The 13157-nt window shown below is 33.5% G+C and carries 18 protein-coding genes; 14 read left to right on the forward strand and 4 right to left on the reverse strand.

The features are described from left to right. Window positions 1-179 precede the first annotated feature (179 nt). From CDOM16188_RS02950 to CDOM16188_RS02990, 9 genes are read left to right on the forward strand one after another with little or no spacing between them, the layout of a single operon-like run. On the forward strand, window positions 180-815 hold the full coding sequence (locus CDOM16188_RS02950; RefSeq protein ID WP_172198530.1) for a hypothetical protein: 636 nt from the start codon (window positions 180-182) through the stop codon (window positions 813-815). After that, window positions 812-1447: a transglycosylase SLT domain-containing protein gene (locus tag CDOM16188_RS02955; protein ID WP_172198547.1), complete on the forward strand. Its 636-nt coding sequence runs from the start codon at window positions 812-814 to the stop codon at window positions 1445-1447. The genes CDOM16188_RS02950 and CDOM16188_RS02955 overlap by 4 nt, the downstream gene beginning before the upstream one ends. Then, window positions 1447-2151, forward strand: a complete 705-nt coding sequence (locus CDOM16188_RS02960; protein WP_172198550.1) for a hypothetical protein — start codon at window positions 1447-1449, stop codon at window positions 2149-2151. Before CDOM16188_RS02955 ends, CDOM16188_RS02960 begins: the two co-directional genes overlap by 1 nt. Beyond that, on the forward strand, window positions 2127-3620 hold the full coding sequence (locus tag CDOM16188_RS02965) for a hypothetical protein (RefSeq protein WP_172198553.1): 1494 nt from the start codon (window positions 2127-2129) through the stop codon (window positions 3618-3620). Before CDOM16188_RS02960 ends, CDOM16188_RS02965 begins: the two co-directional genes overlap by 25 nt. Window positions 3621-3634: 14 nt before the next feature. After that, window positions 3635-4057, forward strand: a complete 423-nt coding sequence (locus tag CDOM16188_RS02970) for a hypothetical protein (protein WP_172198556.1) — start codon at window positions 3635-3637, stop codon at window positions 4055-4057. A 4-nt stretch (window positions 4058-4061) separates the two neighbouring features. Continuing rightward, entirely contained in the window at window positions 4062-5627 is a 1566-nt protein-coding gene (locus tag CDOM16188_RS02975) for a hypothetical protein (protein ID WP_172198559.1), read from the forward strand. Beyond that, window positions 5603-6364: a hypothetical protein gene (locus tag CDOM16188_RS02980; protein WP_172198561.1), complete on the forward strand. Its 762-nt coding sequence runs from the start codon at window positions 5603-5605 to the stop codon at window positions 6362-6364. Before CDOM16188_RS02975 ends, CDOM16188_RS02980 begins: the two co-directional genes overlap by 25 nt. Window position 6365: 1 nt before the next feature. Beyond that, window positions 6366-7106 carry a hypothetical protein gene (locus tag CDOM16188_RS02985; RefSeq protein ID WP_172198562.1) on the forward strand — a complete coding sequence of 247 codons (741 nt, stop codon included), beginning with the start codon at window positions 6366-6368 and terminating at the stop codon, window positions 7104-7106. After that, window positions 7093-7518 carry a hypothetical protein gene (locus tag CDOM16188_RS02990; protein WP_172198563.1) on the forward strand — a complete coding sequence of 142 codons (426 nt, stop codon included), beginning with the start codon at window positions 7093-7095 and terminating at the stop codon, window positions 7516-7518. Before CDOM16188_RS02985 ends, CDOM16188_RS02990 begins: the two co-directional genes overlap by 14 nt. A gap of 40 nt (window positions 7519-7558) precedes the next feature. On the opposite strand, the gene CDOM16188_RS02995 is transcribed toward CDOM16188_RS02990, so the two are convergent. From CDOM16188_RS02995 to CDOM16188_RS03010, 4 genes are read right to left on the reverse strand one after another with little or no spacing between them, the layout of a single operon-like run. Beyond that, entirely contained in the window at window positions 7559-7966 is a 408-nt protein-coding gene (locus CDOM16188_RS02995; RefSeq protein ID WP_172198564.1) for a hypothetical protein, read from the reverse strand. 10 nt (window positions 7967-7976) lie between these two features. Beyond that, window positions 7977-8684 carry a site-specific DNA-methyltransferase gene (locus CDOM16188_RS03000; protein ID WP_216656228.1) on the reverse strand — a complete coding sequence of 236 codons (708 nt, stop codon included), beginning with the start codon at window positions 8682-8684 and terminating at the stop codon, window positions 7977-7979. A 28-nt stretch (window positions 8685-8712) separates the two neighbouring features. Then, complete coding sequence (locus tag CDOM16188_RS03005; RefSeq protein ID WP_172198565.1) at window positions 8713-10170, reverse strand: hypothetical protein; 1458 nt, start codon at window positions 10168-10170, stop codon at window positions 8713-8715. A gap of 10 nt (window positions 10171-10180) precedes the next feature. Next, complete coding sequence (locus CDOM16188_RS03010) at window positions 10181-10456, reverse strand: hypothetical protein (protein ID WP_172198566.1); 276 nt, start codon at window positions 10454-10456, stop codon at window positions 10181-10183. Between the two features lie 548 nt (window positions 10457-11004). Between CDOM16188_RS03010 and CDOM16188_RS03015 the strand changes: the two genes are divergently transcribed. The 5 genes from CDOM16188_RS03015 (at window position 11005) to CDOM16188_RS03035 (ending at window position 13119) form a co-directional block, all read left to right on the forward strand. Continuing rightward, window positions 11005-11460, forward strand: coding sequence for a hypothetical protein (locus CDOM16188_RS03015; protein ID WP_172198567.1), 456 nt, complete (start codon window positions 11005-11007; stop codon window positions 11458-11460). A gap of 280 nt (window positions 11461-11740) precedes the next feature. After that, window positions 11741-11935, forward strand: a complete 195-nt coding sequence (locus CDOM16188_RS03020; protein WP_172198568.1) for a hypothetical protein — start codon at window positions 11741-11743, stop codon at window positions 11933-11935. After that, on the forward strand, window positions 11913-12200 hold the full coding sequence (locus tag CDOM16188_RS03025; protein ID WP_172198569.1) for a type II toxin-antitoxin system RelE/ParE family toxin: 288 nt from the start codon (window positions 11913-11915) through the stop codon (window positions 12198-12200). The genes CDOM16188_RS03020 and CDOM16188_RS03025 overlap by 23 nt, the downstream gene beginning before the upstream one ends. Then, entirely contained in the window at window positions 12193-12552 is a 360-nt protein-coding gene (locus tag CDOM16188_RS03030; protein ID WP_172198570.1) for a hypothetical protein, read from the forward strand. The genes CDOM16188_RS03025 and CDOM16188_RS03030 overlap by 8 nt, the downstream gene beginning before the upstream one ends. Window positions 12553-12639: 87 nt before the next feature. Continuing rightward, window positions 12640-13119, forward strand: a complete 480-nt coding sequence (locus CDOM16188_RS03035; RefSeq protein WP_172198572.1) for a hypothetical protein — start codon at window positions 12640-12642, stop codon at window positions 13117-13119. Window positions 13120-13157 lie beyond the last annotated feature (38 nt).

Here is a 13157-nt window from a genome sequence, read left to right on the forward strand (position 1 = left end):
GCAAAAAAGACATCGTTAGATGGTTACGCAATAAAAACAAACGAAAAAGGTGTGCCGGTGCTGCTTATAAACAAAGATAATCCCGTTGAGATATTTGTATTATGAGCAAAAAAAAGGAAATGGTATTGCAAAGAGTAGAAATTTATAATAAAATTTTTAAAACATCAAAGGAGAATTAAATGAAATTAACAAAATTTTCATTCACTTTTTTATTGGCATTAAGCTTTTTAGGCTTAAATCTAAATGCTAAAGACAGCTATGATTATACGACTGATATGGCGATAGCAAATAGCATTATCAATCCTAAAATTTTGGAAGATGATATTAAAAGCTTGCAAAAAAAATGTGCAACCGAAAATAATGAGGACTATTGTTTAGCAGCAGAGAGAAATAAAGTCATCTTAAATAAAGGCGATTTTGAGAAATTTTATACAAAGACTGTGCCTGAGTATTGCTATAAAAAGAAAGTGATGGGTGCTTGCAAAATCATAGCTACCGACTTGATAGCTGCAAAATTATATAGAGAAAAAGATGAGCATTATGTTATAAAAGCAGCTAAAGAGATTATAGCCGATAAAGAGGCTACTAATATGCTTAAATTTGGTTGCGAGAAATTAAGCGACAAGGGACAATGCACTTATCTATCTTTGATGTATGCCGAACTAGGCGATATGGACAATGCTAAAAAATACGGTGCATTAAAGAAAAAGGCGACTAAAGGTCATAGAGAATTCGATGTGCCGGCAGTCAAAGGCTATGACTCTGGCAATCACTATTATATCTACAGAGAAAAGATGTATGGTAGCGGAAAATGAAACTTTCTCTACCCCTGATAATATCGGCTCTTATAGTATCGGCTGCTTTAGCGGCTGATACCTCTTTTAAAGAGAGCGTCTATCTTGAAGCTAAAATGCTCGATGAAAAATTTAACATAGACAAAGATATTATCTTGGCTTACGCAAAGACGGAAACGGATTTCCAGCCCTATGTTATAGCTATTAAGACTAAAACCCCCGATTTTACTCATTGGGTATTTCAACAAGTGGGCTATAAAGCAAAAAAGAGTAAAAATTTACCCTATGTCAGTGTTTTTCCGGCTGATGTTAAAAGTGCGGAATTTTTATATGATTTTATGATAATGAATAAAAAGGCGTTAGAAATAATCGACTATGATTTTGGACTAATGCAACTTAATACAAGAACGATTGCGGGTTACGGAATAGACCAAGAAGGAGAAAAGGAGTTATATCTGGACTATAAAAAGAATATGCTTTATGGCGCAGATATAATTCGTGGCTGCTACAATATGCTTAAAGCCAAAACGGGCTTAGAGAATATTATAGAGTGTTACAACAGAGGAGTAAGCATAAGACATTTAAACAACAGTCCAAGAACTTATTTGGATAAATTTGCAAAAAACTATAAAAACATAAAAGGATTACAATAATGAAAAAACTTCTACTTACAACCATTTCATCGGCAATTCTTGGTTTGTCGTTCGCTGCTGAACAACCTGCATTAAAAGACCTTACGGATATGCAAAATTTCTACTATGAAAAAGGCTACAATGATGCCTCAGAGAAATTTTACAAGAGTGGGTATGAGCAAGCGGTTTTTGACCTAGTAAAAGCTATGCAAAAGTATAGAACCGTTATCGACAGCTATGAGGCTGGTAAATACTATATGCTCAACAATAAAATAACATTCCCTAGAGTTTATAGAACAAGAGATGCCAACGGAAACTATATCATCCAAATAGATGCGCCAGAGGTAAAGGAAAAGCTGTCATTGGAAGATATTTTCATTCTGCCTGAACTTGAAAGCAATACACAAAAAAGCTACAACAATTCTTTTGGCTCAAATTTTAACAACCCGGATATAAGCAACCCTGTATATAGTGCTTCTGCAAATACTATATACCCGGTCAATGACAATGTAATAGGAAACACATCCCCTATAAGCATCACAAGAGAATTTGGAGTGTCTTTCCCAAAGACGGAGAGAATAAAAAGAATTCTTGACGTGGCGAAGATTAAGTATGCAGAGATGCCGAGTGAATACAAGGCTTACTTTAACAATAAAAACGATTTTAATACGTTTTGCAAGAACGCTTCAGGAGATATCCAATGCTCAAATCTATTTCAAAAATAAGCATAGTAGCTTGCCTTCTTAGCGCAAACCTTTCCGCTTTTGGCGGTCTTGGCGATATTGGGGGCAAAATAGGCTCTTCAATTAATATCGGTGATGTATTAAACGGAATAACAAATTTTGATTTTAATACCATCAATAAAATTATTAAGAATCAAAAAACAGGTCAAAGCTTCAAATTTGGCAATAATTTTTTATATGGGCAATGTCAAGTTCCAGACCTTAGCGATTTCGGCTTCGATGGCATTAGCGGTATTTGTGGCGGCACAGCTAAAATTTTAACAAAGGGTGCTAATAAAATTCTTGACATATTACGAGATGGTGTAGATTTAGGCGTTTGCACGGTCGGTGTAGATATGGGAAGCGTATGCGAAGACAACTTCTTAACAAATTTTTGTAAAAATATTGACGGGGCTACTCAAGAAATAGCGGCTAAAGCCGGTGAAGAGTTCTCTAAAATGCAAGAGAAAGCCAAACAAGAAATCAAGAAAAAAGTAAAGGAAAAAATACAAGACCCGGCAAATGAAATTTTAACTCAAGCCGATAAATATTTTCCTATGATTGGCGGGGACGTTCATCAAAAAAAGGACAAATCAAGTAGCTCGTCTAATAAGTGTATGGATGTAAAAAGGGGCTTAAGCGACCAAAAGAATATCTATGGCGAAAAGATTTCTGATACTATGGATGCTTTCTCAGTCGTTTATTCAAACTTTATTGACAAAGATAGCGGCTCAAGCAGCGCAGCGGTTGAAGTTATAGCCGATTGTTTAAAACAATTTCCTATCAAAGAATTTGCTGATTTTAAAAATAATGCCCAAGCCAAAGAGAAATTAAAATTTTATTATGATATTTGTTCTCCGGCAAATCAAGAGCGACCTTCTCAGTCTGAAATTTTTGAAAATAGAATTAAAACGGCAAGACAACTTTCAAAAACGACTTCACCTAGTTTTGCTAAATCTACAACAGTCGGAAGCGAAATCACCAAAGATTTAGTTTCTGGAGCGACAGGATGCTTTGATAAAAAAACGCTAGCAGAAGCCTTAGAGTGCCAACAAATATATTTTACTAATACAAAAAATGGCAAAAGTGGCATTAGCACAGCAAAAGCTTTAGAATCTAACTATATAAAAACAGCGGAAGAAGCTTCGGCTTTGACATTAAGTGCGATAGAGTCAATCTATAAAGATGAGATAGTAGATACTTCTCAAGAAGCACTTAAACAACTTCCTCCGAACAAAAGAGGTTATTTCTTAGCTCAAGCCAAAAAGCAAGATATGCAAGCTGCTCTGTTTTACTCTTATATGAATAAAATTACAGAAGCCAAAAAAGAGCTTGCAAGAATTTCTTTTGCAAAAATCAAAGAGTGTGCAGTGCCTTTCTATTCTACCGCAGTTTTAAATGAGATTGGCGAGATGGTTAAGGATGCCAAAAAAGAAGCTCAAGATGTTGTTAATCAAATTCTTGGTGGCTAATATAAGGTAAGAAAATGAAAAAAGTCCTTTTAGCTTTTATTTTTAGCATCCCTTTCTTTGCACAATCGGCTCTGGGAAGTTGCAATATCGTAAGCTACAACTCAGGGCTGACTTGCGCTCAGGTTCAAGCTGCATTATCGGCTGCGATAGCGCAATCAGAAGCGCAATTTAAGCAGCTGCGAAGACAAAACATAGAAGAAACAACAAGGACGCTATCTAATAAAATGGAGCAGTATAGCAAGCTTACAGGCGTTATATATACCATTAATCAAGCAATAACAACTCTCAGGACAAACGCCCTTTTTTTAAGAGAACAAATTGTCCATTACGGAAAAAAAGAGCTTGAGATTGAGAAGGTTCAAGCCGATAGTGAAAAACTAGAAGCAACGATTGATATTTTAAACGCAGAGCTTAAGCTACTACAAGACAGAAAGTAATGCTATGCAGGTAAGAATCACGAATTTAGTAAATTTTTTCATTCAACAATCCTTTGACGGAACAATCGTCAATGATGGTTTTGATTTGACTACAATTCGTGGCGCAGTATTAAACAAGTATGACAGCAATCTTGTAGCTCACCTGCAAAAAACCAGATTTTCCGATGACGCTATATACCCGGCTTTGTTGCTTTGTTTTTATAAAGCTCTTGAAGCAGTCCAGGACATTAAAAAATGTATTGACGAAAAAGCAACCAGCGGCGTTAAATCTAACTTTTCTAACGACAGAGAAAGCCTATATCTATTCTTAGTTAAATTTAGACCTTTTTATCTGTTTTATGTAATTTACAATAAAGTAATTAGGCAAGAGCCAAAATCTAAATTTGGTGATGACAAAAACAAACAGGATGCGTCTGATTTCTTTGAAACTCATTTCGGCTTTATGTTAGAAATTGGAGAGCTATACGATAAAAACATTGTGGCTATGGCTAGTTTTTTCAAAGACGAAAGAAGAGAGGAAAAATCCGGCTGGACGCTAAATTTATTAAAAAATGCGGATTCAAAAATCGTTGAATTTTATATAAAATTTGTAAGTGTTAAATGGGGGCTTCTTTTAGAGAAGGCTGAGAATATAATTAAAAAAGCGTATCTCAAATACGAAAAGGACAAAACCGCAAATATCATAGAAAGCATTACTGATTTTTATGCTAAATTTAAAGTTTTGATGATTTCGGACAGGGCTTCCATCGATGAAAATATTAAAGAAATGATGAAATTAACGCACAAAGAAAATGCCTACAATGCAAATTTTATGTATCTTATGCCCTATTTCATCAGTGGCAAAAACGGATATTACTCATCTCCTGAAATAAGGCACGGGCTAAACGAAACCTGCTTTGTCTATATCAAATCAACGGCTGATTTTGAAAACGGGCAGCATCTAAGCCAAAATAACGGTATTTTGTCTAACCTCTTTGATGTAACTATCATAGATTTTTTCAATAAAAAAATCGCCAGCGATATGGGTATGGAAAGCTTTGCAAGAGAGCTTTTTAGGCAAAATACTATTATAGACTTTTTTATACTATTTCTTGAAAATACGACAGTTTCGCTTGGTGAAAAAGAGCAGAAAATTTTTACGGCTATTTACAATGCCGGGTTTAATACCAAGATGTTTGAAATTCCTACCTCTTATGCCTACTCGGACAGGATTATTTATGAATTTCTGGCAACTCAATATCTTATTGGGCTTATTAATCGTAATGCCGGTGAGCTTGGAAAAACGCTTATGCGCATAAGAAAGACTATGGAAGAGTATGCGAAAGAAGGCAGATTGCAAGATATTGGTATTAAAGCATTTGCCGATGCTATGGTAAATGGATTCATTTCTGACTTACAGAGAGGCTTTTTTCCTATCAATTATGAATATATGTTAGGTGAAACAAGCAATAAATTTGATGCGAAGAAAGTAAGTTATGTTGAAAACATATCAAGAGTTATTAAAAGATTAACAGAAGTAATTAATGAACAATTTGGAGTGGAAAGATGGGACAATACGCCAAAAAAGTAAAAAAATATATGAACGAGCTTCAAGCTGATTACTCAGCCGGCTTTATCAACTATTCTCGCGTAGAAAATAATTATATGCCTCCTGAAGAAGCCTTTGAGCTAATACCTCATAAGAGCTTAACACCTTTCAATAAGGCATTATCGCCTATAAAAGAAACCGAGCTGCCTTTAAACAAAAAAAATGCTCTACTTTTCTTATCGCAAAATAGGCTTATAACACCTTCTCAAGCAGTAAATTATGCTGAAACGCTTGATGAATATTTTGACAACGACTTAAATTTTATCAATGAGAATAAAAAACTTGAACTTGACAGGCTTTTTGCTCTGATGACAAAATTTTTGTCTGCGAAGCTTAAAACTCAAGAGCTTAAAACTCAAGAGAACGAGATAAAGAGCCGTTACTCTAAAATTTATGACAGCTCAAGACAAATCAATGTAGGGTTTTATGCTGTAAAATCTATGACGTTTTTCCCGAACATAGATGGACAAAGCAAGAAAAAACGTTCTCCGCTAGAAGTGCGAGATAGCTTTTGGTATAAAAAATATCAAGAGAAAAAAAGGCTAGAAAACGAAGAAGCTCTTATTGAGCGTTTTGAATATCTTGAGGAATGCCTGCTTGATTTCAGAGAAAAGATAGCGCAAGGCAAGGAAGATATACTAGCTAAACAACATCATATAAGGCAACTTGCCGATGAAACGGCACAAACACTAAGCAAATACAAAACAAAGGAACAATAATATGAAAATTCAAGACAAAATTGATTTTTACGACAAAATAAAAAACTTTTTTAAAATGAATTGGTGGCTTGTGTGGCTATCTAATATAGCCATTTGTGCTTTTGTTTTTTTCGCAACTCAGAAGATGTCAGCAGAAAATCAAGCAATAAAATCTTTACTTGAACAAGAAGTTAAAGGTGTTGTTTTTGTTGGGCAAAACGGTCAAGTAGCCTTTAGCGAAAAGGCGAGAATAGACGCGTCAAGCGATTCAAAATTTAAGAGCGCAATCAAAAACAATCTAGTCGATTATGTTATTACTGATGCTTCAAGAGTTACAAAGAACTACACTGTTAAGATTAGAACTCCTGATGATATTTTTGATAACTATTTGCCGCTTAAGGAATTTGGTGAAAACTTTATAGCTTTAGGAAATGAGAAATATCCTAATGCGTTCGGTTTTTATAAAACGCTCCTTGCCGGTTTATCTCAAGCAATAGAAAGAGATACTTTACCAGACCAAATTTTGCCTGTTGATTCTACTATTTCAACTTACACTTGGGACGACCAAACACAGACGTTTTCGATAGTTGTCAATGTCTTTGTAAATAGCTATGTATATAACTCTATGACAAACACATTTGATAAAAAGGATGGAACTGTTCAAATCAGGGCTAAGGGCTTCTTTGATTTGATGAACGGCTCTATTATCAATCCGCTTGGAATTAAATATTTTGAGGTTGGAATTACAAATGCAAGTAAGTAAAATTTTAACAGCCGGGTTATTGAGCGGAACTTTTGTTATCTCTGCTCAAGCCTGCTTTCCCTGCCCTCCGAAAGTTTGCTGTCCTATTTGTATCAGCCAAGATGGCGGCGGCTCTCAAACCGGGCATAGCAAATTTGTTGCTATGCTCCAGCAAAAAACTATGGATATTAGAAGAATTATAGAAAAAACCATCAAAGAGCAAGACAAAATCAATAAGCTTCAAGGGGTTAAGCTTGTTGATTCTGCTGCTATGCAAAGAAAATATGAGCTGATGGTCTTTCAGTTAAACAAGCAAAACTATGAGCTTGAGAAAACAACGAATTTAAAGTGCATTAATATTGATGCAGAAATTAACAAGCTCAATGCCAAAATAATGGAGAGTGAAATTTTGGTAATGAGTTTAAAGAAATAATATGTTTGTTAAGCCCCGAAATAGCTACGGGGCTATCTTTCTACCACTTACTTATATTTCCTGACATTGTAGAGCATTTTCCGTGAATTTCGTCTGCTTTTATATTGCCGCTTGACGTTTCTGCGTTTCCTTTTATCGTTTTAGCTTTTATATTGCCGCTCGCTGTTCTTGCATCCCTACAATCGCCACTTATCAAAATACTACCGAAAGTCGTTGTTACATTCCCGGCATTTCCGTCTATTTCAATTTTGATACCACCTGAACTATTTGCTGATGATGAGCCTATGGTGTTTTGATAGTTGTTGTTGCCTATCTGGTTATTTCCGCCACTGATGCAAATATTTCCATTCCCAATAACTATGTCTGAGCTTCTGCCCTTAAAATCAAATTCTAAGTCTTCGTCATCCTTAAGTTCCATTACTTGCTTGCCATTTATAAAAATCTTCACTGTTTCTCCTTTAAATAATGTTTTTAATAGCGTATTTTACTCTTTTGTTCGCAATCTGTATATAATCCGGGTTAATCTCACAGCCGATAAAATTTCTGTTCAACTCTTTACAGGCTACTGCCGTTGTGCCGCTACCCATAGCAAAATCCAAAACTATATCATCCTTTTGCGAATAGGTTAGGACAAGATATTTTATAAGCTCTAACGGCTTTTGAGTAGGATGCAAGAATTCTTCCTTCCTGCCTCTGTTTCCCTTGCTAAAAGTATTATTGTCTAAAATGCTTTTAGGGTAATATAGGTCGTTCTCTTTGGGTTTTCGCTCAAGGCTAGTTCTGTTAAACTGCTCCATAGGCTTTTTTAAGCCAAAACCCTTACTTTTCATCTCGCCCTGCGTCATTATTGGGTAATAATTGTGTTTGTTAAAAACCATAATGTTTTCGTGTATTTTCATAGGCATTACTTTAGCGTTAAGAGGATTGCCCCCTATTCTCTTATTCCAAATCCACTCATATTTAAAATTTTTAATATTGCTGCATATTAGCTGACTTGAAAATGGCTGACTTCCAAATAGCACTATTGCAGCATTTTTCTTGACAATACGATTGAGTTCTGCCCACATTAGCTCGAATGGAATTGCCTTATCCCACTTACAATTTGTTGTGCCGTAAGGCGGGTCTGTAATTACAGCATCTATTGAATTGCCCGGGAGCGATTTCATAAATTCTATGCAATCGCTCTGGTAAATTTTATTTATTTCCATTTTCTTTTTTCTCAATAACTCTTACGTTCCAATGATTGCTCCATTTTCTCTCTTCTTCTCTTTTAATTTGATTATAAAAAGAGTCTGTATCAGGACAATACTGACCATTGCTTTTTAGTTTTAGTATGTAATCATATCCCGGCTCTCTATCAAAATTTTGGTCGATACACTCATCGTATTGCTTGATTGCTTTTTCTCTTAGCTCTTTTTCATACTGATTGACATATTGCTCCTCAGTGTTTGGATAATAACCAAACCATAATAACTTATAGGCTGTCGCAAAAAATACGGCAGAGAATAAGGAGTGTAAAAACCATCTTTTAAACCACATATCTGTATATATGTTTCCAAAGCCGCCAAACAGACGCTTTAATTGACTTTCTAAGCCATCTCTTGTTAGCCTATATAGAACTAAATATCCTCCGGCTGCTCTTGCTCCCGTAAAGACACAAGAGTAAAAGACGATAGTTCCTATCATCTCATCTAATCTCCATCGGATATATCTTTTATACCCATCTATGCTTTGTATGATTACGCTTCTTGCAGTTGCATCGTCATAAATAGTATAGCTCCATTCCAAATTTACTCTTGGGCTATTCGTTGTTATATCAATTATAGGCGCAAATATGCTCTTGGCATCAGATATTAGCTGATAGTCTATGTAGTCTTTTAGCATTATGTGCTTAACTATCAAGGTTATAATCTTGTAAGCTCCAAGAACATATAAAATTCCTATAAACGGCGTTACCTTAAAGTCAAACACTCTTTTTAAAAATAAAAACGGAAGAAATACAGGCTGTTTGCACGCTTTTTCGGCTTGTTCCATATCTTGCGGAAATACGGAAAACATTACAAAAAATGATTTTACGATGAAGGCTGCAATAACTATATACATACCTATATCGAAGAAATCTTGATAGTTATGTCTGATTGTAGTCCAATAAGCAAAGAGGATGCCTACTATTAAAAGCATAGCAGCTGCCAAAACCAGAGCTATGCTTATCGTATAGGCGTTTCCTCTTACCGTAAGTATAACAACGGCAAGCAGCGGCGCACCGACCATCAAGAAAAAAGTATGATTGACATAAAAATAGATTCCGTAATAGACCAAGATAAAGACAAAAAACGGATTACTAAAATATACGAAATTTAGGACTTTATTTAACCCTTGCCCCCAAGCTAAAGGAGCTAAGATGGCTAAATTTTCATTTGCTTCATCCGCTGTTTTTGTGCCATAAAGTCCATTCGCCGCAATTTTTTCAACAAAAAAATAAGTGAGCTTGCCTAAAAGCTGAACAAAGAGCAGATATACAATAGTTGCGCTTTGGACTATCCAATAGCCTATTTTAAACAACCAAAACAGACCCATTCTAAATTTAAAGGCAAATGTCTTTCTTGGGTCGGTTATTATCTCAGGTATTTTGTTGGACAACTCTTTTTCCATTTTTTATCCTTTAAAGCTTCTCAATAAGCTCTTTATTCATCTCTTTTAGTTTTTCTTTCAAAATATCTTGAATTTCATCACTTTTATTAAGCTTTTTTGCAAAATCTAAGATATTTGATAAAAGTATTAAGTTTTCAGAGCTAAGAGGTATAGCATTAGCACCTTTTATAATAAATTCGTTGATAACTTTTGAAAAATCATCTTTACTTAGTAAAAACAGGTCATTTTTAACTTTTTCAACTTCTTTTAACGCTTCTTGCGTAACTTCTACTTTTTTTAATGCCATTTTTAATCCTTTTATGAGATTTTTAAAATTTATTAGAATTTTATACCAACTTTTTATAAAATGCAATATGTTTTTAAAAAAAATAGACACAAAAAATAATCTGTAAAAAAATATTACATACTAAGCAAGCAAAATAAGAGCTTTTGGCGAAATCAGCTTACCAAATTATCGATATTTTTATATTACATACTATTTAGTATGTAATATAAATCTAAAATTTATGCCAAAATTTTAAAAAAATGGCATTTTCTTGAATGAGATGCTTTGTAGATTTTTTGAAAAATAGTAAAAAAATAGTAAAAAATGTATTTTTATGGAAGTTTTTATCAAAAAATACATAAAAATTATAAAAATACTTCAATAAAGCAATTTTTAACTGAAAAATATAATTTTAAAGTTATTTTTAAGCAAATTTACTTTTTTGTGAATATTTTTGTCTATGTTGCTTTTTTCTATTTTTTCTAATAAAATTCAGGATAATAAAATATAATATGCTTAATACTATTTCAAGAAAGCGTTGAGATAAATTTTATATAAAAAGGATAAAAATGAAACCGCAACATACGGCTATGGCAATAATGATTTTAGCCGCATCTGCTTTTATTTCGTGTATGATTGAAACTAAGTCTATTTTTGATAATGTTATTTTTGGCAACAGAGTCTTAGATGCGGAATCGTTGATTGCTATATCAATGCTTGTTTTAATGCTCTTGATTTTTATGCTTGTATTTATTAATTTCCTCATCCTAATCCCTAAAAAAGACAAGCTGCTTAAACCACTTTTTATGAAATTATTGTCTGAGGATGAATTTACATATTTATACTCTTTAAATATATTTGATAGGAAAATAAGATATTATACTGACATTCCAAGAATCAATATTAATGATTGTAATTTTTTAGAAGCATTGGAAGATAGGGCTGCTTTTATTAAAAGGGATTTTTTGAGCATAAAAAATAGAGAATCAAGACTTGAAAAATTAAAAAACAAAATATTGGGCTGATATAATAACTTCAAAACAGTATTTTTTTATATTTCAATCATAAGCTAAATTCAAAAACAAATTTCCCATATAAAAATTCTACACTGTCTAGTTTTTTGCAGATAATAAAATTGTAAAAAACAATATAAAATAATAACTCTTTGGTAGGATAATAATATTGCTTTTTATCCTACTTCTAGCTATAATAGTTTTGATAGATTAAAGGAGATTGCATAAAATGGTTTTAAGGACTAATGAAAATAGTGGGGCAACAAAAATAAGTATCACACTCGATTCTTATTTGAAAAATGAGGTTGATAATATCTCAGCTGAGCTAGGAAAGACCAGAAGTGGTCTAATTTCCGATGCAGTCGAGTATTATCTTGATTTTTTAGATATGACAATAGCCAAAAGGAGGCTAAATGATACTTCAGATGAAGTTATATCAGCCAAAGAGATGGAGAATTTCGTAAATGGAATGGACTCTAAACTATAAAAGCAGTGTTAAAAAAGATTTTAATAAAATAGGCTATATAGAAGCCCAGAAGATTATTAGCTCATTAAATAGTTTTATTGAGAACTTTTCTGAAGAACAAGAGAAAATCCTTCTAAAAAAAGAAACTATTAAGAAATTAAAAGGCGATATGGAAGGATGTTATAGACTAAGACTTAGAACATATAGAGTTATCTATAAAAAGAATTTAAATGAGCTAATAATCTTGGTTGTAAGAGTGGGGCATAGAAAGGACGTTTATGAGTAATCAAACAGAAATGACTTGGCTTAACGAATTAGAGAAAGAGCAAAAAGCAATTAAACAGGCTAGTGCAAATTTAGATAATCTACTAACATCTTTATTTAGCGAAATAAAATCTCTCATTAAAGTAAATTTCCAGTTTTCAAAGCTCGTAAAACCAAATTGTGCAATAGATTACAAACACTATTTGCTTTTCTCAACTAATAAAGCATTGAAGCGAAGCAAGCATATCAGTTCGATTGATTTTAATTTTGGCGAATTTAATATCAGATTATTTTATAATAAAAATAGAGGCGAAATAGATATGGCTAAATGGGCAGAAAAACAAATAAACGGCTTACTTAATGCAAGGCATTAAGTGGCAATATTATTAGTTAAATATCCTTTTTAATAAATATATGATAGAATACGCTAATTGAAAACATTTATCATAAAGGAGATAAAAATGAAAAAGTTAATTACTAAATTGACTTTAGCTACATTAGTTCTTTGTGGTTACGCTCTAGCGTCTGACAATCTTCTAACTTCCGCCACCAACGGTTATGTAAGTCCGGACAAAGCCGTAGAATCTCAGCTTAACGATACTGAGATGAAAAATATAGTCGGAGGGGACTATATTTATAGAGATACAAATATAGCTTGGGGAGCAGCTCAAGTTATTGGTAAGATTACCGAAAGCTATGATGGTGATAGTTATTGGCTAGTTGGAGAGAAGTATGGAAAAGATTGGGAAAGCGGCTATAAGATATTTTTAGCTTATAGACACGGCGACAGTTTGCCGGGATTTAAGCATACTGAAAAAGGCTATGTTTATAATGTTAAACCAGTGCCGATAACAAGCAGAGAACTCTCGATGCTCTCTTACAAATATGTTAGAAATGTTAAAGAACGCCTAGAAGGATTAGTTCCCGGATATTTAAGATAATCTGGAACGTATTTTGCTTAAACCTTTTTAAGCTAATT

Origin of the sequence: Campylobacter sp. RM16188 (genome assembly GCF_012978795.1) — a bacterium.
GTDB classification, from domain to species: Bacteria; Campylobacterota; Campylobacteria; order Campylobacterales; family Campylobacteraceae; genus Campylobacter_A; species Campylobacter_A canis.